Consider the following 19,795-nt stretch of genomic DNA (forward strand, 5'->3'; position numbering starts at 1 on the left):
GCGGTCTGTTTTATTCTTTGTGTTTTTCATCGAGCAAGGTGGTGGCAATAGCTGCACAAAACACCTTTTTAGCACCCATCTCTTTTAACAGCCTGCTACAGACATTGAGAGTTGCACCTGTTGTGTAAACATCATCAAATAGCAGGACATTTTTACCTTTTATGTCAGCATGGTCGGGCAGTGAGAAATATATATCCTCTGCGTGTGTTTTACGCTCGGCGGCTGTGAGAGTATGCTGTTCTGCGGTATCTTTCGTGCGTCCAAGCAGGCGATAGTTCTCTTTTATGCCAAGCTCAGCTGCCGTGAAATGTGCAAGCTTTTGTGCCTGATCATATCCCCTTTTACGGCGTTTTGATCTGTGCATTGGCACTGATGTGATGATATCCGCTTGAACTGCAACGCCATTTTCTCTTAGCACGTTACCCAGAAGCTTCGCAGAATATTCCGCAAAATTAAGCTGTCTGTCGTCTTTAAGCTGATGTATTGCTTTCACGCAGATATCCTCATATCTCATAAGAGTATAAATGCTATCAAAATGCAGTGAATCATGATCCAGGCACTTATCCTTGCCGCACTTTTCGCACAATATTTCTTTATGAAAAGGCAGCTTACATTCACAATTTTTGCACAAAAGCTCGTCCCATTTTATAAAACTTCCACATATAGGACAACGATTAGGATAAACAAAATCAAGCAGAAATTTATATATCAAGCGTCTGCTGACCACTGTCGTCACCCTCTACAAGCTCCATTAGCATATTTTTAAGCGCAGTATACCTCAAAGTGCGTTTATTATTATCTATCATAAAATCAACACGCTTTTTCGAGCCAACTATTATAAGCATTCTTTTAGCTCTTGTCACAGCTGTGTAAAGCAGATTTCTGTAATAAAGCTTGTCAAATCCACCGAATACAGTGAGAATGACAACATCAAACTCAGAACCTTGGCTTTTATGCACTGTTATGGCATAGGCAAGCTCCAGATTATCCAGCATTTGCTCGTCATAGACGGCTATTCTGCCCTCAAAATCTATAGTCACAGTTTTAAGTATCTTGTTCACTGCAATTATTATGCCTATATCGCCGTTAAAAATGCCTGCGCCACTTTCGGTCTTGTCCTCGGTTATATACTTTTTCCAAAGAATTTCATAATCATTCTTGGTCTGCATGACCTTGTCACCTTTTCTGAAAGTATAAACAGGGGTCTTGACCTCTGATTTTCCTGCGGCAGGAGGATTAAGCTCCTGCTGTAGACGCTTGTTTAGCTCCACAGTACCCGCAGGACCTTTACGTGTAGGCGAAAGCACCTGAATGTCGTCTATGGGCGAGTAATCGTAGGCTTTTGGCAGCCTTGTTTTGCAAAGCTCCACCACAAGATCCTGAAGTTCTCCGTATTCAAGCCGTTGCATAAAAAAGAAATCCTTATCCTTGCTGGCTAGGTCGATATGCTCGCCGTTTACTATCTTATGGGCGTTCATAACAATCTCAGACTCCTGTGCCTGTCTGAAGATCTCTTTTAGTGTTACAACAGACATTACTCCGCTGTCAATAATATCCTTTAACACATTTCCTGCACCTACTGACGGAAGCTGATCGCTGTCCCCCACCAGAACGAGCTTACAGGTAACGCTTATAGCTCTCAAAACGGCTTCAAAAAGGCAGGAATCAACCATGGACATCTCGTCGATTATCAAAGCGTCACAATCGAGAAGATTGTTTTCATCATGTATAAACGCAAGTGTGTCACCGCTTGTATGCTTCACTTCAAGAAGCCTGTGGATAGTTTTTGCGTCATATCCCGTAAGGTCAGAAAGCCTTTTGGCGGCTCTGCCTGTTGGTGCGCATATCATAACGTTAAGCCCTTGCTGCTGATAAAGAGAAATTATAGCGTTGAGCGTTGTGGTCTTTCCTGTACCCGGTCCTCCCGTCAGCACAAGAAAACCCTTTGACAGTGCAAGATTTATGGCTTCACGCTGTATTTTTTCATATTGTATGCCATTATTTTCCTCTTCAAGATCGATTACTTCGGAAAAATCTATCTTATTGTCATAAGAGATCTGCCGCATTATGGCAAGTCGCCTTGCTATGTAGTCCTCAGCTTTGTAAAAATCTGCAAGCATAACAAAACGTCTGCCATGCTTATCGTAATAGTAGAGGTTTTCCTCCTCAGTTTCATCCTCGATTACTTTTTTTATAAGCTTATCATCAACATCAAGATAACTTACCGCTGTTTTCACAAGACTGTCTAAAGGCAGGCAGGTATGACCTTGGTCAGCGTTTTGTCTTAGGATATATGTAATGCCTGCCTTTATCCTGCACTCGCTGTCAGCAGGGATATCAGACTTTGCCGCAACTGCGTCCGCACGGGAAAATGACAGATCGACGCCCTGAATACAAAGCACATAAGGGTTTGATTTTATGATCTGCTCGGCAGTGTTGCCCCAACGCTTCCACGCCTTTATGCCATAAGAAGTTTCTATCTCGAATTTGTTAAGATATGACATAAGAGACCTTGCGGCAAAAGTGGTTTTGAACTCCTGAGATATTTTTTCCGCTTTTTTCACTGTTATCCCGTCTATCTCCGTGAGCCTGTCGGGAGTATTTTCTATTATGTCAAGGGTATCGTCCCCGAACTTGTTCACAAGCTTTTTTGCAAGTACAGGCCCTACACCTGATATAGCACCGCTTGCAAGATAACGCTGAATCGCTGCAGAGGTAGTAGGCAAAGAACGCTCAAAGATATGCACCTTGAACTGCTCGCCGAACTTCTGATGTGAAGTAAACTCCCCTGTTACAACGAGATCTTCGCCCTCCTCAACGTCACCCATTTCGCCAACAACTGTGATAAGGTCATTGTCACAGTTAAGCATAAGCACACAGAAGCCTGTGTCCTCACTTTTAAATATTATGCTGTCAACCTCACCCTTGAGGGTCTTTAAATCTTCCATATTATTCTCCGAATGATCTATTTTTCATGGCATTTCAGCTCTCTGCGCTTGATAAAATCTGCAAGTTCAGTTATATCAACACAGTGAACGATGCTATAATCCTGTTCCAAACGCTTTGAAACATAATTTATCTCGCTTTTGTCAAGCTGAACGAGGATTATTTCTCTTCCATAATATTCAGGCTGAAAAAACTCCTCCCAATAACAGCTTTTTACCATATGTTCAAGCTCATGTGTATTCTTTTTGCATGGGATAAGCAAATATCCTCCACGCTTGCCAACATTTCGCACCTTATACCATTTCACCCAAAACCAAATAACGACCGCCAGCACAAGAGCCAGAAGAAGTATAAGATTCAACACAAGATCACCTCCACATATTATTAGTACATTTTATGCGGAAAGCAGATTTTGTGTCATATGATTCATTTTACACCTTTTTGACGAAAAAAGCAAGATTTTTATGCAAAACAAAAAAGCTGCCCCGAAGGACAGCTTGAATTATTTACTTTATCTCAACTGAAGCAGCCCAATCCTTGAACTTATCTTCATACTTTGACTTATTTTTCTGCTCGCAGAGAAAATCAAAAATGTAGTAGCCACCGTTGCCCTCTGTTATAGAACTCATGCCATAATAATGTTTATCTCCTATGCTCTGGGTATAATAAATATATTTTGAATCCTTACCTGTTATTTTTAAGGTTGTTGAGCCGTTTTCAAGGATAAAATCAAAGATATCTGATGCAGACTCGCCCTTGCCATAGCCGTAAAGTGCAATATCAGAATATGAAAGCTTAACAGCGTTTATGCCCACCTCGTTGTTGGAGAAGTTATCAAGGGCATACAGATTTGTACTGCTAGATTTCTCAATATCCGCAGGAGCTGTCATTGTATATCCTGTACCCTGCAATGTTTTCGTAGCTGTATTTTTGTAAAAATATCTCACACCAAAAGCCACCAAGAGCGCAAGGATAAACACAAGAACTGACATCAAAGGCTTTGGTATGCCCTTTTTAGCAGATGTAACAGGCGCTATCTTATAAGGCTCATATGCACTGCCGTATGGAGTTTGAGCATTGCCATTCAGCGGAGGCGGATAACTCTGCTGAGCGTAGCCGTTCTGTGGCTGACCATAAGACTGCTGACCCTGAGCATAACTCTGCTGAGGTACTGCATTCACAGGCTGTGCTCCTGTTGTGTTACGCTTGCCAAAACCAACATTCTCACCAAGGTTTGATGTGTCGATAGAATCCATATAACCGCTTGTTTCAGACTTCACAGCCGACCCACAATTAGGACAAAAAGCGTCAGTATCACTGATCTTTGCCGAACAAATAGGACATTTCATATTCTTTTCTCCCTCATATAATTTATGCTTTTATTCTAACATATGCTGTTTATTATGTCAATAATTTAACAAATCGATTTTATAAATTTTGTATTAATTGATATGGATAGTGCTTGCCCACTTTTCAAATTTCGGGTCATAGAAATCCTTTTCATCAGCCTTACAGCCAAAAACAAACCAATAATATTTATAACCTGACTTTTTGCATAAAGCATAGTTATAAACTTCGTCGCCCGTTTTTGCACGATAGGTCATTTTAAGCTTGTTGCCACTAGCATACACTTCTTTATAGCTACTTCCAAACTGACTTTTCAAATTGCCCTTCATGTAGGTGACAAACAATTTCTCAGTAAGAATATCCGTTGTTTCGCCGGCAAGTGAAGAGTAATCAAGGATCATATACTGAAAATCGCTATTAACATCGGCGTACTTTCCGTTGGCTTTTACAGTTCCATCACTGCTCTGTGCCGCATAATCTATTGTGGTTTCCTTTTTAAGTGACCTTGGCAGTTCAACGCTAAAGTTCTCCTCTCTAATGGTATGGGTTGAAACATTGTGATAGTACCAATATCCAAAACCGATAGCTGCGCCCACAAACAATGCCAGCAAAAGGATAAGCACCTTTTTGCCTATAGACATATTCTTTCCCACTGCCCTCACATTGCTGTTAAAACCATTGTCAAAGCCATTGTTAAAACTATTATTGAAACTATTGCCATACCTCGGCTGTGCCGAATTTACCCCTGTCATTTCAATAACTCTTGTGCCACAATTCTGACAGCAAATGCTGTTAGGCAGAATATCGCACCCGCATACTGTACATCTCATAAAGATACCCCCTATAAAAATTTATTACTTTTATATTAACATACTTCTTCTTTTTTGTCAACAAAAAAAGCGGACAGCACATAGCCGCCCGCTCTTAAAAACTTATTACTTAGCGTTCTTCTTAGCTTCGATATCAGCAAGAGCGTCTTTTCTTGAAAGATTGATCCTGCCCTGATCGTCTATTTCCATTACCTTAACAACGATCTCGTCGCCAACTGAAACAACGTCCTCGACCTTTTCTACTCTTGATTTGTCAAGCTTAGAAATGTGTACCAAACCGTCCTTACCAGGAGCTATCTCAACGAAAGCACCGAAGTTCATGATCTTTACTACCTTACCTCTGTAGATAGCACCTATCTCAGGGTCATTAGCGATAGTATTGATGATATTGATTGCCTGCTCAGCCTTTTCCTTGTCGATACCTGAAACGAATACGCTACCGTCCTCAGATATGTCTATCTTAACGTCACACTCAGCTGAGATCTTCTGAATTACCTTTCCGCCTGAACCGATAACTTCTCTGATCTTGTCAACTGGTACCTTTGTTGCCAGCATCTTAGGTGCCCACTTGCTTACCTCAGCACGAGGAGCAGGGATAGCCTTGAGCATTATCTCATCAAGAATGTACATTCTTGCTTTTCTTGTCTTTTCAAAAGCACTTGCGATTATCTCAGGTGTCAGACCATCGACCTTGATATCCACCTGAATAGCTGTGATACCGTTCTTTGTACCGCCTACCTTAAAGTCCATATCGCCGTAGAAGTCCTCAAGACCCTGAATGTCTACCATAGTCATCCAGCTGCCGTCCTCCTTAGTGATAAGACCGCATGAAATACCTGCAACAGGCTCTTTGATAGGAACGCCTGCGTCCATAAGTGCAAGTGTAGAACCACAGATAGAACCCTGTGATGTAGAACCGTTTGAAGAAAGCACCTCAGATACGCATCTGATAGCATATGGGAACTCTTCAACAGAAGGAATAACTGGAACGAGTGCTCTCTCAGCAAGTGCACCGTGACCTATCTCTCTTCTTCCCGGGCCTCTTGAAGGTCTTGTTTCACCAACAGAATATGAAGGGAAATTGTACTGGTGCATATATCTCTTGGAAGTTTCCTCATCAATGCCATCAAGCTTCTGAGCGTCTGAAACAGGGCCAAGTGTTGCGATAGTCATTACCTGTGTCTGACCTCTTGTGAAGATACCTGAACCGTGTACTCTTGGGAGAACGCCAACTTCAGCAGCAAGTGGTCTTATCTCGTCGATACCTCTGCCGTCAACACGCTTGCCCTCATAGAGCCAGTTTCTAACTATCTTCTTCTGGAGCTTATACATAACTTCGTCAAGAACTGCTGTGTTATCCTCGCACTGCTCATCGAACTTCTCATGAACAGCGTCTATTATTGGCTGGAGTCTTGCGTCTCTTACATTCTTATCATCTGTATCAAGAGCGACCTTTACCTGCTCGCCTACCATTGCTTCAACAGCGTCGAACAGATCGTGGTCAACTTCCATTGACTCGAACTCGAACTTAGGTTTACCGATCTGAGCCTTGATATCGTTGATGAAAGCTACCATTTTCTTTATCTCTTCATGACCTGTCATGATAGCCTTGAGCATAAGATCGTCAGGTATCTGGTCAGCACCTGCTTCGATCATTACTATCTTTTCAGCAGAGCCTGCAACTGTAAGGTTAAGTCTGTTCTTAGCTCTCTGCTCAAGAGTTGGGTTAAGAACAAGTTCGCCGTCAACGTAACCTACGTTGATAGATGCAACTGGTCCGTTCCAAGGGATATCAGAGATAGAAAGTGCAATAGATGTAGCTATCATACCTGTGATCTCAGGTGAGTTGTCAGGGTCAACAGAAAGAACTGTCATAACAACTGAAACGTCATTTCTCATATCCTTTGGGAAAAGAGGTCTGATAGGTCTGTCTACACATCTTGAAGCAAGGATAGCCTTGTCAGAAGCCTTGCCTTCTCTCTTTGTGAAAGAACCTGGTATTCTGCCTACTGCATACATTTTTTCCTCAAAGTCAACTGAAAGTGGGAAAAAGTCAACACCCTCTCTTGGCTTTGCAGAAGCTGTAACGTTAGCCATTACAACCGTTTCACCGTATCTTACCCAGCAAGAGCCGTTAGCAAGTCCGCAGGTCTTACCTGTTTCAACTACTACAGGTCTGCCTGCATATGTCGTTTCAAAAGTTTTGAAATTCTCAAACATTGTCTTTCCTCCATTTTAGAAATTTAGTTTTTTCTGTATGGTGAAAGCATTAGCAATAAACAGGACATACGAGCTTCATACATTCTGTTTAATGCTAAGTTACCTTTCACCAACAGTTCAAATAAACACCAAAAGGCAGTGGCAATAAATGCCTCTGCCTTGATGTCAGTTACATGATTACTTACGGATACCCAGCTTTTCGATAGTAGCTCTATATCTTTCGATATCCTTCTTCTTGAGGTAGTTGAGAAGATTTCTTCTCTTACCGATCATCTTGAACAGACCGCTTCTTGAGTGGTTGTCCTTCTTGTGTGTCTTAAGATGTTCTGTAAGGTCGCTGATTCTCTTTGTAAGGATAGCGATCTGTACCTCAGGTGAACCTGTGTCTGTTTCGTGAGTTCTGTTAGCTTCAATAACAGCTGTCTTTTCGTCTTTTCTAAGCATTTTTTGTACCTCTTTCGTTAAAATATTTCCGATGTAAAAGAATATGGCAGGTAACTTTCCCACTTACGGGCGTGACCCATATTCTGTTGCATGGATATGTTGCAGTAAGCAACTCATATATTATACATTATTTCAGACAAATTGTAAATAGTCTTAACAGAAATTTTACAACTATTCTATGCCGTGATGAGCCTTGCCTGCTGTAAGTGTGTTTCTCATAAGCATTGCAATGGTCATAGGGCCAACTCCGCCTGGAACAGGTGTGATAAATGAAGCCTTATCCTTGCAGTCCTCAAAATCAACATCACCGCAAAGCTTGCCGTTTTCATCACGATCCATACCAACGTCGATAACTACTGCACCCTCCTTGATATAATCAGCGGTTATCATCTTTGGTCTGCCAACAGCCGCAACCAGTATATCTGCTCTCTGGCAAACTTCTTTAAGATCTTTTGTCTTTGAATGGCAGATAGTAACAGTGCCGTTATTATGCAAAAGCAACATAGCCTGTGGCTTACCAACGATATTGCTTCTGCCGATCACTACACACTCCTTGCCTGCAATGTCAGTACCTGTTGACTTGATAAGCTCCATAACGCCGGCAGGTGTGCATGGCAGAAAACTGTAATCGCCTATCATTATTTTGCCCACGTTTACAGGGTGGAAAGCGTCAACGTCTTTGTCAGGTCTGATGTTATTTATTATCACTTTATCGTCAAGGTGCTTTGGCAATGGGAGCTGAACGAGTATTCCGTCCACTCTGTCGTCATCATTGAGCTTTTTGACAAGGTCGAGGAGCTCTTCTTCTGTTGTTTCCGCGGGGAGAGCATACTTGAATGAATTAAAGCCCACTGTTTCGCAAGCCTTTTCCTTGTTTCTTACATAAACCTGTGAAGCAGGGTCGTCACCGACGATGACCACTGCAAGACCTATCTCTATGCCCTGCTCTTTAAGCTTCTCTGTTTCAAGTCTTATTTCTTCCTTGACCTTGGCTGATACTGCCTTGCCGTCAATTATCTGTCCCATTTATTCTTCCTCCGTATCCTTTTCATCTGTATCTTTTACTTCGCTGTCCTCGTCGTTATCGTCACCAAGGATAGACTTATACTCTGTCTCGGCTTTGGTGTGTGACTCCTTGTCCTTTTCCTCGGCTTCTTTAAGCTTGTCTTTTTGAGCCTGCTTGCCGAATTTTTCGTCATATTCTTTTTGAAGCTCAATAAAGCTCTCACCCTTATCCTTGGCTTCCTTTATCTTGTGCTTAAGTTCTTTCTTCTCTTTCTGAATATCATTGTAGCTGTTATACTGTTCAAGCTGAGCCTTTGAAAGCTCTGTATCAACGAACAGCTTGTAATCGCTGTTTCTCTTTGTGATACCTCTGAACACGATTATAAGTACAAGTGAAGCAAGAACACAAGTGCCTGCAACAAGCTGTGATACTCTTATGTTTCCAAGATAGAGCGAATCTGTTCTCAGACCCTCGATGAAAAATCTTCCCAGACCGTACCAGCATGTGTACATAAGGAATATTTCGCCATCAAACTTGCGGTGTTTAAGATAGAAATGCAGGATTATAAATCCAATAAGACACCAAATAGATTCATAAAGGAAGCATGGGTGGATAGGGTCAAGAGCCGACACTTTGCCGCCAAGCTCGTCATAATGGTTTGAGATATATTCCATTGTGGTGTTGCTTATCATGCCCCAAGGAAGCTTTGTGTTTGCACCGAAGGCCTCCTGATTGAAGAAGTTGCCCCAACGTCCGATACACTGACCGATAAGAAAACATGGTGCGACCACGTCAAGAAGCGCAGTAAGCTTCAGCTTTCTTACTTTAGCTATAATTCCGCCCACGATTATCGCACCGATAAGTCCGCCGTAGATAGCAAGACCTCCGTCACGAATATCGAAAAACTCTGAGAATTTCATGCCCTCTGTATTAAAGATGATATAATAAAATCTTGCGCCAAAGATAGCTCCAATAAGTCCGCCGATAACGGAATCTGTCGCTCTATCAGGGTCGATACCTACGGTCTTCATTCTTCTGAAGCCGTATATCATTGCAAGAAGAATACCGATGGTTATCAAAAAACCATACCAATATATCTTGAAATTCGTACCTGGCACTGTAAAAAGCACTCTGTCGATATCAATACCCTCTTTGAAGATATTGTCACCCTTTCCGAAATTGGGGAAATAAACTCTGTTCGGAAACTCTCTGAGTTTTTCCCTTATTGCATCATTTGCCGAAGAGTCGGCAAGAAACTGCAATGCTGTCATAAATTTATCATTCCTTTCACTGAGCCTGTAGCTCAAAATACCTACTTATTATCTACCACGGAGATAGACGACTTTTCAGGGTCGAACATTTCTCTTACGGCATTTTCGCAATCCTCCACAGTCATTTCTGCAAGAACCTGTGCTTCATAGAAAGCGTCAGAATTTTCAAAATAGCTTTCTGCAAGATAATCTGCTGCTCTTTCAGGATTATTCATTCCTCTTACTATTTCGCCGTACATAGAACGCTTTATCATATCAAACTGTGACTTGTCAAAGCCCTCTGTCTTTACACGTTCTATCTCCGCTAGATAACGGCGGTAAAGCTCTTCGGGGTCATGGGATTCACCTGATATTATTGGAGAGAATACTCCGCCGCTTGTGAAAACTTCGACACCGAACTGAGAATTAATAAGACCGTCGTCAAAAAGCTGCTTATAAAGTGGTGAAGACGAGCCTATAAGCAGATGAAGCGCAACTGACGCTGTTCCAGCCTTTTTGAAAAGTTCTCTGCCCTCATAAGGCTTGCACTTGAAGCCGATATTGAAAAGTGGCAGACCCACAGGGAAGCTCTGAAATATCTTTTTCTGCGCTACATTCTCAGGCTCATCAGGGAGCTTTGTTTCAAGCTCCATATTCTCGCATGGCTTCAACATTTTATCGCATATTTCCATGACCTTATCCTCGTCAACATTTCCTGCAATGGCAAGGACCATGTTGTGAAGATTATAGAAAGTGTAGTAACACTTATAAAGAAGATCAGGGGTTATCTCAGCAATAGTATCAACAGTTCCTGCAATATCTATCTTTATAGGGTGGTTTACATACAGAGCTTTCAGCAGATTATAAAAGCACTGTCTTTCAGGAGAATCTGCACACATTTTTATTTCCTGACCGATTATTCCCTGCTCCTTAGCCACAGATTGCTCTGTAAAATAAGGCTTCTGAACAAAGTCAAGAAGTATTTCAAGAGAATCCTCCCAGTTTTCCGAGCAACTGAACGTATATGCCGTTTCATCAAAAGACGTGAAAGCGTTTGCGTTGGCACCAGTTTTTGCATATAAGTCAAAAACATCTGTGTCCTCGTTTTCAAAAAGCTTATGCTCAAGAAAATGGGCTATGCCCTCTGGCACAGTGATGAAATCTTTGCTGTCCTTGGTCTTGAAACAGTTGTAAATTGAGCCGTACTTTGTGGCAAATATGGCTTCTGTAGTTGTGAAGCCCTCCATTTTCCACACAAGCACGTCAAGTCCTGACGGGTGATGAAAAACGCTGTAGCTCTCGCCCAACCGCTCGCTTTTTACGATCTCCTTATTCATCACAGTCCTCCTCTTCCTCGCCCCTGATCACGAAAACAGTATCAGGCTTAAAAGTCTTTGCGCAGCTTATTATGTCCTCACGGGTAAGCTTTGCTATCCGCTCGTTTATCTCCTCAGGGGTGAAAGCTGTGTTTCGTGTGTTCTGCGCTGCATACCAACCCATGATATCATATATGCTGTCATAATTTGACTTAAAGCCTCCGCAAAGAGATTTCTTTGTGTTTTCAAGCTCCTCATCTGTAAAATCGCCATTACATATGGCTTCGAGCTGTTCTTCGATAGCTTTTTTTGCCTTTTCTATGTTACAGCTTTCAACTCCACTGTCGATAAAAAGAGTGCCCTTTCTGTCGGCATATGCAGAAGAACAATAATAGCAAAGGCTGAGCTTCTCTCTCACATTTGCAAAAAGCTTTGAAAAAGGCGTTGCTCCGAGAAGCATACAGAAAAGCTTTGCGGTGTAGATATCCTCATAATCAGACTTGAATGCCATGACCATTTTGCTTTGGCTTACCTGCATTTTAAGCTCTCTATAAACAGGCTCCGCCTTTGCAGGTGAATTGTGTCTGTAGTCTATCTTCTCCACGGGTGAAACTCTTATAAGAGCAGCCATTTCATCTCTTATAAGCTTTTCCGCAGCAGCCGTGTTTCCGCCGCCTGATATGGTTATCTCTATCTTTGCACTTTCAAGAAGCTTTTTGTGTTGTCTTAACAAATCCTCCTGAGTTATGTTCTCAGCAAGCTCCACAGTTCCGATTGCAGACACAGCCGCAGGCTCGCCCTCAAATATGACCTTTTTCGCCTGCAAAAGTGCATAGCCACGCTTGTCATTGACAGTGGCAACAATAGCGTCGATAAGCTCCTGCTTTCTCAAAGTAAAATACTTCTCACAGAACTTTCCGTCAACAAGGTGCGGTCTGAGCAGACAATTGAGAAGCTGTCTTACAACCTGAACGGATATTACTTCGCCGTCTATAGTATAATCGTCGCCAATAAAGCTCGCAGACAGACCGACAGACTGATAATCGCCTATAGTGCCGCAGTTAGTACCTATGCTCGAACCATACAGCCCGGTGAGTGTGGAAGTAAGCTTTGTTCGTGAAGGTATCTCCGCATTCGATGTCACAAGCACTGTTTGAAGCATTGCATTGACGCAGGCTGTTTTTTCGTCCAGCGGTGATATAAATGCTATCTTCACGCAGTTTGACTTGAATTTCTTGTCATATATTCTTGTAAGAGATATCCCTCTGCCGAGTTCTTCCCTACTATAAGATACAGCCATTTGATTACTCCTTCAAGCGTTTTCACGCTAAAATTTTTCGTGATAACACGATAATAATATAGTATATCACATTCCTGTGCAGATTTCCATACTTTTCACAAGAATTTCATAAATGCACTTATTCTATTACCGTATAAATGAAATTTTCCCAGTGGAGCATTGTTCCCTCGTCTGTTTCGTCAGGCAAAAGCGCTCTTGCCATAAGAAGATCTTCGCCTGTGTCCACATTGAGAAGATGTGCATAATCGCCGTCAATTTTTGTTACCTTATATGTTCTTGGCTCCATTTTTATTCTCCTTTTCTGTCCATAAATACCACGTTTTCAGCACCCAGTCTGTTTTCAAGTTCGACGAGCAGTTCAGGACACATTTTCACAGCATGAACAGACTTTATGCCTGTCATTTTGCGAATATCGCTGAAAAATACCGCAAACTTTGAACCAGTCTGTGCTCTGTATTTCTCGGCTATAGTTCTAACAGCCTTTATGCCCTCTGCATCTCTTGAAACAAGCCTTACGCAAATATCCCTTTGAAGCTGTAATGAGCAAAATCTATCGACAGGCTCGAGCATATCCGCAAGTATCTTAGGTTCTTCTTCCTCTTTGCATGATATCTTGCCTTTGACGTGTAGAAGCACTCTGTCTTTTATAAGGCCTCCCATAGTTTGAAAAACTGACGGAAAAACCACTATCTCTAATGCTCCGAACTTGTCTTCAAGCTCCACAAAACACATCATATCGCCTTTTTTGGTCTTTAGCATTTTTCTGCCCCTGACCATTCCTGCATAGTCTACTTCCTCCCCATCAGCAAAACGTTTATCAGCCATTCCGCCCTCGTCTGTACAGGCTTTTATGAGCTGTGCAGAGGTGACGCACCTTGTGGCTGAAATCACACACTCAAAGCGGTCTATAGGGTGGGCGGATATATACATACCAAGAGCTTCATGCTCAAATTCAAGAAGCTGCTGCTCGTCAAACTCGCCACAGCGTTCTATCTTCTTTTCCATTGGCAAAGCAGCACCCATGCCAAACAAGTCAAGTTGACCCTCAATCACACTTCCGTCTGACCGAGTTACGCTTTTCATTATGTCCTCGCAAGCATTGAGATGTTCACGTCTGGTGTATCCAAAGCCGTCAAAAGCTCCACTCTTTATAAGTGCTTCCACTGTTCTCAGGTGGATATCTCTGCCCGAAACTCGTGTACAAAAGTCTTGAAGCGAACGAAACACTCCACCTGATTTACGCTCAGAAACTATCCTGTCGATAGCCCCCTCGCCAAGCGACTTAACCGCAAGAAGTGCAAAGCGTATTCCCTCAGGCTCTGCCACAAAACCGCTTTCGCTCTTATTTATATCCAGCGGCAATATCTTCACACCGTTTTTGCTCACGTCTGCAATATAACCGTAAAGCTTATCGGTGCTGTCAAGAAGCGTGATAGTCATAAGTGCCGCCATGTATTCTTTATAGAAATGACATTTTAAATACGCTGTCTGATATGCGATAGTTGCATAAGCCGCCGCATGGGATTTGTTAAAGGCATAGCTTGCAAATGAGGTCATTTCATCAAATATCTCATTGGCTACATTAGCCGGCACACCGTTTGCCACTGCACCACAGCACTGCCCTTTCTCACCGTAGATAAACGCTTTTCGCTCGTTTTCCAAAACAGCCGCTTTCTTTTTAGCCATTGCTCGCCTTACGATATCCGCTCTGCCGTATGAATATCCTGCGAGAGTGCGGAATATCTGCATTACCTGCTCCTGATAAACTATACAGCCGTATGTCACTTCAAGTATGCCTTTGAGCAATGGGTGCTTATACACTATCCTGTCAGGTTCATGGCGGTTTCGGATATATGTCGGGATCGAGTCCATAGGTCCTGGGCGGTAAAGAGAGATAACAGCGATAAGGTCCTCTAATCTTTCAGGGCGAAGCTTCATGACAGTCGCCGTCATTCCTGCACTTTCAAACTGGAAAACGCCCTCCGTTTTGCCCTGTGACAGCATTTCATATACCTTCTTGTCATCAAGAGGTATCTTCTCCAAGTCAAAATCAGGGTGAGTTTCTATCACCTGCTTTCGGCAGTGGTCTATAATGGTAAGGTTGCGGAGTCCAAGAAAGTCTATTTTCAGAAGTCCCAAACGTTCAAGCACTGTCATTGTATACTGAGTTGACACCTGACCGTCACGGGCATAGAGCGGCACATAAAAATCCACAGGCTCTTTTGTGATAACAACGCCTGCTGCGTGGGTGGACACGTTTCGTGGCATACCCTCGACGCTCATGGCAATATCAAGAAGTTGTCGTATCTTCATATCAGTCTTATAAAGGGAACTAAGCTCAGGTATATTCTCAATGGAATATTTCAGTGGCTGACCTCTTGGTATTTTCTTTGCAAGCATATCTCCTGTCTGATAAGGCAGACCCATTGCTCTTGCCACATCTCTCACTGCCTGCTTTGCCGCAAGCGTACCAAAGGTCGCAATCTGCGCCACATGGTCAGAGCCGTATTTCTCCACAACGTAATCAATAACACGCTGTCTGCCTTCCATGCAAAAATCTATATCAAAGTCAGGCATAGAAACTCTTTCTGGATTAAGAAAACGTTCAAAAAGCAGATCATATTTCAACGGGTCTATACCCGTTATGCCTATGCAATAAGCACACAGACTTCCTGCACCTGAACCACGTCCACAGCCAACAGGTATACCGTGGGTCTTTGCATAATGCACGAAATCCCATACTATAAGATAATAGTCAGTATATCCCATTCTCGTTATAACGTCAAGCTCATAGTCAACACGTTTCAAAGCCTCTTTTGTTGGCTTTTCATAACGTTTATAAAGCCCTTTCATGCACATATCGCGAAGAAACTTTTCGTTATCTGAAACACCGTCTATATGGAAATACTGAAGCTTTGTTTTGCCAAACTCAAAGCTTACATTACATCTGTCAGCTATCTTTACTGTATTCTCCAGCGACTCAGGCTGAGAGGGAAAAAGCTCCGCCATTTCTTCTGCTGACTTTACATAAAACTCGTTTGTCGGAAATTCAAGCCTGCTTGGGTCGTCTAGTGTCGTGCCTGTTGAGATACACATTAGCACACGTTGCGCATTAGCGTCTGAACGTCTGAGATAGTGTGCGTCATTAGTGCAGACCATCGGTATTCCTGCTTCTCGTGAAAGCTTTATAAGCATAGGCAATATTCTCTGCTGGTCTGCAAACTTATGATTTTGAAGCTCTATAAAGTAATTATCCCTGCCAAATATATCACGATATTTAAGAGCAGTCTGCTTCGCGCCCTCATAATCGCCATTGGTAAGCTTTCTGGGTATCTCACCCGCAAGACAAGCCGACAGACAGATAAGCCCATTATGATATTTTTCAAGCAATTCAACATCTACTCTCGGTTTGCTGTAAAAGCCCTCTGTATATGCCGCCGACACAAGCTTTATAAGATTTTGATAACCCTCATTGTTTTCGCACAGAAGCACAAGGTGGTAAGGCGAACTGTCTATCTTCGCTAGCTTGTCAAATCGTGTTCTTGGTGCAACATACACCTCACAGCCTATTATAGGCTTTATGCCCTGAGCAAGGCACTCGTTGTAAAACTCCACCGCCGCAAACATATTTCCATGGTCTGTGACCGCAACAGCTTTCTGTCCAAGCTCCTTTACACGCAAAACAAGCTCCTTGATACGGCAGGCGCCGTCAAGGAGCGAATATTCACTATGAAGATGTAGATGTACAAACTCAGGCATTTTTATTCCTCTTTCAGTGCAAGACCTTTTTCAACTCTTATCCTGTCAGCTATCTCTGCTATCTTCTGCAATCTGTGGTTAGCGCCCGAACGTGAGATAGGAGGATCTATGGCTGCACCAAGATCTTTAAGATTGAAGTCAGGATTATTATATCTAAGCTCAGCTATCTCCTGCAAATTATCAGGAAGAGAATAAAGCCCCACTGTCTCGTCTATAAGCTCGATATCGCTTATCTGCTTTTCCGCTGCTTTCAGCGACTTCTCTATATTGGCATTATCGCAGTTCACCGCTCGGTTTATCTTGTTGCGCATATCTTTCATCATTTTTACGTTCATAAGTTCAAGCGAACACATAGGCGCACCCATAAGAGTAAGCATATCTATGATATTCTCAGACTCTTTTATGTAAACTATCTGTGCGTTCTTACGTTCAACGTGCTTTGGAGTGATATCGTAATTATCTATAAGCAGCATACCAAAATCATTGCAAAGCTCTATCGTTGGCATAACGAACTCCATATGATATTTTTTCTCAGGATTGTTCACCGAACCGCAGGCAAGAAATATACCAGCCACGAGCTGTGGATAAAACTTCTCTTTAGGCAGGTCAGCTTCTTCCAAACGCCTGCTCTTATCCATTCTGAAATAGTCAAGAAGTGTGAGCCTGTCCTCACGCTCAGGAATATCCAAAGCATAAAGCACAACGCCGTTTCGCTTTTTCTGCTCTGTGACTAACACTGCGTTTTCATTACCAGTTATCCTGCCAGTGTTCAACACGAAAAAGTCCGCTACCGCTTTGTTTTCAGTGAGAAAAGATATCTCATCATCTGACAGACAGTTACAATACGTGAGCATACCCATCATGCACACGTCAGCCTTTGGCTTTGAATTTATCTTGCTGATTATTTCTTCTTTTGCTCTATATGAAAAGGATACGTCCTCCAACTTTCAAACCGCCTTACTGATTATTTATATCTCTGTGTGTTATTCTTATCCTGTGACCTTGCTTTCTCAGATGCTCCGCAACTGCTTCTGCAAAGGTAACGCTCCTATGCTTTCCGCCCGTACAGCCGAACGCTATAACAAGCTGTGACTTGCCCTCTTTTTCGTAAAGAGGTATGAGATAGTCGATAAGATCTGTTAGCTTGCCTAGAAGCACTTTGGCTTCGTCAAAGCTCAAAACATAATCATAAACGTCCTTGTCAAGACCTGTTTTGTTCTTAAGCTCAGGTACATAAAACGGATTAGGCAGACACCTTACGTCAAATACAAGGTCGCCCTCGCTCATTGCACCGAACTTGAACCCGAACGACTGAACATCAATATGCATAAACTCGTTGTTTCCAAGAAATATGGAATAAAGCCTTTCCTTAAATTGAGCTGTTGAGCTTCTGGACGTGTCTATATAAAAATCAGCCTGTGCTTTTATAGGTCTTAATATCTCACGCTCAGTTTCAATAGCTTTTCTTATGTTTCCATATGACACCTCGTCAAGAGGGTGCTTTCTTCTTGTTTCCTTGTATCTTCTCACGATAACGTCATCTGAGCTGTCAAGGAAAAGTATTTTAAGACTCACGCCCTCGCCCTGAAGCTGCTTTACTGTGTCTTGAAGCTTCAGAAAAAGGTCGCCGCCTCTTATATCAACAACAAACGCTACCTTGTCTATTTTTCCGTCAGACTGACTGCATATGTTTGCAAACTTTGGGATAAGCTCAGGCGGCATATTATCAACGCAGTAATATCCTATATCTTCAAGCACATTCACGGCACTTGATTTTCCCGATCCTGACATACCAGTAATTATCACAAACTGCATAACGTTCATTCCTTTCTTACAAAGCTGAAAAAAATCATCACTTATTGATCCCTATTTAAGTTATTCCTTGTAAGGTATTATCTTTACCTCACATTCAAGAAGATAGCCTGTCTGCTCTTTGACAATGTGCTGAACGTGTCTTATCACCGACATTATATCCTCAGTTGTTGCACCACCCTTGTTCACCACAAAACCGCAGTGCTTTTCAGACACCTGTGCTCCTCCCACTGTGTATCCCCTCAGACCACAGTCCTCAATGAGCTTTCCTGCAAACTGTCCCTCAGGTCTTTTAAAAGTCGAGCCTGCACTTGGATATTCAAGTGGCTGTTTTGAACGGCGTCTGCCCATAAGCTCCACCATTTTGTCCTGAATATCGTCATACGCTCCTGCCTCAAGTCTGAACACTCCTGAGGTTATGACTTCGCCGTTTTTCTGATAACAACTGCTGCGATAAGCAAGAGCCATTTTATTTGCCTCTGTAGTATGTACAGTACCGTCTGCCCTCACGGAGTTTGCAGAGGTTATAACGTTTTTAATCTCACCGTCATAAGCACCTGCGTTCATGTATATCGCACCGCCCACAGTTCCCGGTATGCCATAGGCAAACTCAAGTCCTGTGAGGTTATGCTCAAGAGCGAATCTGCACAGCTTTATAAGGCTGCACCCAGCCTCGGCGTATATGGTGTTTTCGTTCATCATTTTTATCTCGTCCACTGACTGACCCATGAGGAACACCACGCCCTCATAGCCTCTGTCGTCAAAGAGAAGATTTGAGCCATTTCCAACAACAATATATCTTACGTTCCATTCGTGTGCGGCTCTAACAAGTTTTGCAAGGCTTTCCTCTGAGCTTATATCCACCATTGCAGTACACGCTCCGCCTGTGCGGAATGTGGTATGCTTTGAAAGCGGCTCGTTGTAGACAACATTACATTCAAGCTCTGAGGCAAGATCAAGCAGCTTTTGTGTATTCATATATATCTGTAAAACGCCCTTGTAAGGGCTTCTCCTTTCATCGTTTTAAATATCGAGGTTTGGTCTTTTCGCAAGAACATATTCCCTTATCTTTTCCCAATCACTGTTCATGATAAGCTTCTCAGGAAAATCAAGTTCCTCCGCTATATTTGCCACTTTCGGTGTTTGACCGATAAGCTGACAGAAATGACAATCAGAGTCAAAGACCACAGGCACTTCATACTTTTTGCAAAGCTTCAAAAGCTCCACTACGTTTCTTCTGGGCGACCTTTTGCACGCAAATGAGCTTTCGTTTATCTCCACAAGCTTGCCGTACTCCTTGAACGCCTTTACGCCCTTTTCATAATTGAACATAAAAGGTGCGGTGGTGCAGTGACCTATAACATCCACCTGAGGGTTCTGTGCGACTTTCAGCCAGCTTTTAGTGTGGTTCTCAGGTGTCGAGGGAGTATAGCAGGCACTGTGCATAGACGCCACCACCCATTCAAGTCCTGAAAGCAGCTTTTCGCTGGTATCAAGCTCTCCGTCATCGCTCACAACGTTAGCCTCTATACCTCTGAGGACGGTTATCCCGTTTATCTTTCTCG

General features: G+C 42.7%; 17 protein-coding genes. All 17 read right to left on the reverse strand.

Annotated elements, in window-relative coordinates:
- Window positions 1-10 precede the first annotated feature (10 nt).
- A complete protein-coding gene (locus AB5Z01_RS07200; protein WP_332009385.1) occupies window positions 11-712 on the reverse strand; it encodes a ComF family protein in 702 nt (233 codons plus the stop codon).
- Window positions 702-2,948: an ATP-dependent RecD-like DNA helicase gene (locus AB5Z01_RS07205; protein WP_195220877.1), complete on the reverse strand. Its 2,247-nt coding sequence runs from the start codon at window positions 2,946-2,948 to the stop codon at window positions 702-704. The genes AB5Z01_RS07200 and AB5Z01_RS07205 overlap by 11 nt, the downstream gene beginning before the upstream one ends.
- Before the next feature lie 17 nt (window positions 2,949-2,965).
- Window positions 2,966-3,310 (reverse strand): hypothetical protein, encoded by a 345-nt coding sequence (locus AB5Z01_RS07210; RefSeq protein WP_117876122.1) that lies wholly within the window; start codon window positions 3,308-3,310, stop codon window positions 2,966-2,968.
- Between the two features lie 142 nt (window positions 3,311-3,452).
- Complete coding sequence (locus AB5Z01_RS07215) at window positions 3,453-4,295, reverse strand: zinc ribbon domain-containing protein (protein WP_195220876.1); 843 nt, start codon at window positions 4,293-4,295, stop codon at window positions 3,453-3,455.
- Between the two features lie 93 nt (window positions 4,296-4,388).
- On the reverse strand, window positions 4,389-5,123 hold the full coding sequence (locus tag AB5Z01_RS07220; RefSeq protein ID WP_287215176.1) for a hypothetical protein: 735 nt from the start codon (window positions 5,121-5,123) through the stop codon (window positions 4,389-4,391).
- Window positions 5,124-5,228: 105 nt separating this feature from the next.
- A complete protein-coding gene (locus AB5Z01_RS07225) occupies window positions 5,229-7,343 on the reverse strand; it encodes a polyribonucleotide nucleotidyltransferase (RefSeq protein WP_022286743.1) in 2,115 nt (704 codons plus the stop codon).
- Between the two features lie 177 nt (window positions 7,344-7,520).
- A complete protein-coding gene (gene rpsO / locus AB5Z01_RS07230; protein ID WP_022286742.1) occupies window positions 7,521-7,787 on the reverse strand; it encodes a 30S ribosomal protein S15 in 267 nt (88 codons plus the stop codon).
- 171 nt (window positions 7,788-7,958) lie between these two features.
- Complete coding sequence (gene folD / locus AB5Z01_RS07235) at window positions 7,959-8,813, reverse strand: bifunctional methylenetetrahydrofolate dehydrogenase/methenyltetrahydrofolate cyclohydrolase FolD (RefSeq protein WP_278460251.1); 855 nt, start codon at window positions 8,811-8,813, stop codon at window positions 7,959-7,961.
- Window positions 8,814-10,064, reverse strand: a complete 1,251-nt coding sequence (gene lgt, locus AB5Z01_RS07240) for a prolipoprotein diacylglyceryl transferase (protein ID WP_287215172.1) — start codon at window positions 10,062-10,064, stop codon at window positions 8,814-8,816.
- A 41-nt stretch (window positions 10,065-10,105) separates the two neighbouring features.
- Window positions 10,106-11,380, reverse strand: coding sequence for a pitrilysin family protein (locus AB5Z01_RS07245; RefSeq protein WP_022286739.1), 1,275 nt, complete (start codon window positions 11,378-11,380; stop codon window positions 10,106-10,108).
- Window positions 11,373-12,659, reverse strand: coding sequence for a pitrilysin family protein (locus tag AB5Z01_RS07250; RefSeq protein ID WP_287215170.1), 1,287 nt, complete (start codon window positions 12,657-12,659; stop codon window positions 11,373-11,375). Before AB5Z01_RS07250 ends, AB5Z01_RS07245 begins: the two co-directional genes overlap by 8 nt.
- A 118-nt stretch (window positions 12,660-12,777) precedes the next feature.
- Complete coding sequence (locus AB5Z01_RS07255; RefSeq protein ID WP_022286737.1) at window positions 12,778-12,945, reverse strand: hypothetical protein; 168 nt, start codon at window positions 12,943-12,945, stop codon at window positions 12,778-12,780.
- 2 nt (window positions 12,946-12,947) lie between these two features.
- The gene (locus AB5Z01_RS07260; RefSeq protein WP_368365412.1) at window positions 12,948-16,418 is read right to left on the reverse strand and encodes a DNA polymerase III subunit alpha; all 3,471 of its coding nucleotides are present in this window, start codon (window positions 16,416-16,418) and stop codon (window positions 12,948-12,950) included.
- Between the two features lie 2 nt (window positions 16,419-16,420).
- Window positions 16,421-17,362 (reverse strand): DNA-binding protein WhiA, encoded by a 942-nt coding sequence (gene whiA, locus AB5Z01_RS07265; RefSeq protein WP_242989164.1) that lies wholly within the window; start codon window positions 17,360-17,362, stop codon window positions 16,421-16,423.
- Window positions 17,363-17,375: 13 nt separating this feature from the next.
- A complete protein-coding gene (gene rapZ, locus AB5Z01_RS07270) occupies window positions 17,376-18,233 on the reverse strand; it encodes an RNase adapter RapZ (protein ID WP_038671699.1) in 858 nt (285 codons plus the stop codon).
- Between the two features lie 60 nt (window positions 18,234-18,293).
- On the reverse strand, window positions 18,294-19,208 hold the full coding sequence (gene murB / locus AB5Z01_RS07275; RefSeq protein WP_117927397.1) for a UDP-N-acetylmuramate dehydrogenase: 915 nt from the start codon (window positions 19,206-19,208) through the stop codon (window positions 18,294-18,296).
- A gap of 45 nt (window positions 19,209-19,253) precedes the next feature.
- Window positions 19,254-19,795: phosphatase (locus tag AB5Z01_RS07280; RefSeq protein ID WP_368365413.1), on the reverse strand; the 542-nt coding region annotated here is incomplete at its 5' end.

It is taken from the genome of Ruminococcus sp. RTP21359st1_H3_RTP21359_211015 (genome assembly GCF_040909065.1).
Lineage (GTDB): Bacteria > Bacillota > Clostridia > Oscillospirales > Ruminococcaceae > Hominimerdicola > Hominimerdicola aceti.

Coding starts and splice junctions, on each gene's coding strand:
- AB5Z01_RS07205 (WP_195220877.1), bottom strand. CDS start 2,948: ATGGAAGATTTAAAGACCCTCAAGGGTGAGGTTGACAGCATAATATTT.
- AB5Z01_RS07215 (WP_195220876.1), bottom strand. CDS start 4,295: ATGAAATGTCCTATTTGTTCGGCAAAGATCAGTGATACTGACGCTTTT.
- AB5Z01_RS07220 (WP_287215176.1), bottom strand. CDS start 5,123: ATGAGATGTACAGTATGCGGGTGCGATATTCTGCCTAACAGCATTTGC.
- AB5Z01_RS07225 (WP_022286743.1), bottom strand. CDS start 7,343: ATGTTTGAGAATTTCAAAACTTTTGAAACGACATATGCAGGCAGACCT.
- rpsO (WP_022286742.1), bottom strand. CDS start 7,787: ATGCTTAGAAAAGACGAAAAGACAGCTGTTATTGAAGCTAACAGAACT.
- folD (WP_278460251.1), bottom strand. CDS start 8,813: ATGGGACAGATAATTGACGGCAAGGCAGTATCAGCCAAGGTCAAGGAA.
- lgt (WP_287215172.1), bottom strand. CDS start 10,064: ATGACAGCATTGCAGTTTCTTGCCGACTCTTCGGCAAATGATGCAATA.
- AB5Z01_RS07245 (WP_022286739.1), bottom strand. CDS start 11,380: ATGAATAAGGAGATCGTAAAAAGCGAGCGGTTGGGCGAGAGCTACAGC.
- AB5Z01_RS07250 (WP_287215170.1), bottom strand. CDS start 12,659: ATGGCTGTATCTTATAGTAGGGAAGAACTCGGCAGAGGGATATCTCTT.
- AB5Z01_RS07255 (WP_022286737.1), bottom strand. CDS start 12,945: ATGGAGCCAAGAACATATAAGGTAACAAAAATTGACGGCGATTATGCA.
- AB5Z01_RS07260 (WP_368365412.1), bottom strand. CDS start 16,418: ATGCCTGAGTTTGTACATCTACATCTTCATAGTGAATATTCGCTCCTT.
- rapZ (WP_038671699.1), bottom strand. CDS start 18,233: ATGCAGTTTGTGATAATTACTGGTATGTCAGGATCGGGAAAATCAAGT.
- murB (WP_117927397.1), bottom strand. CDS start 19,208: ATGAATACACAAAAGCTGCTTGATCTTGCCTCAGAGCTTGAATGTAAT.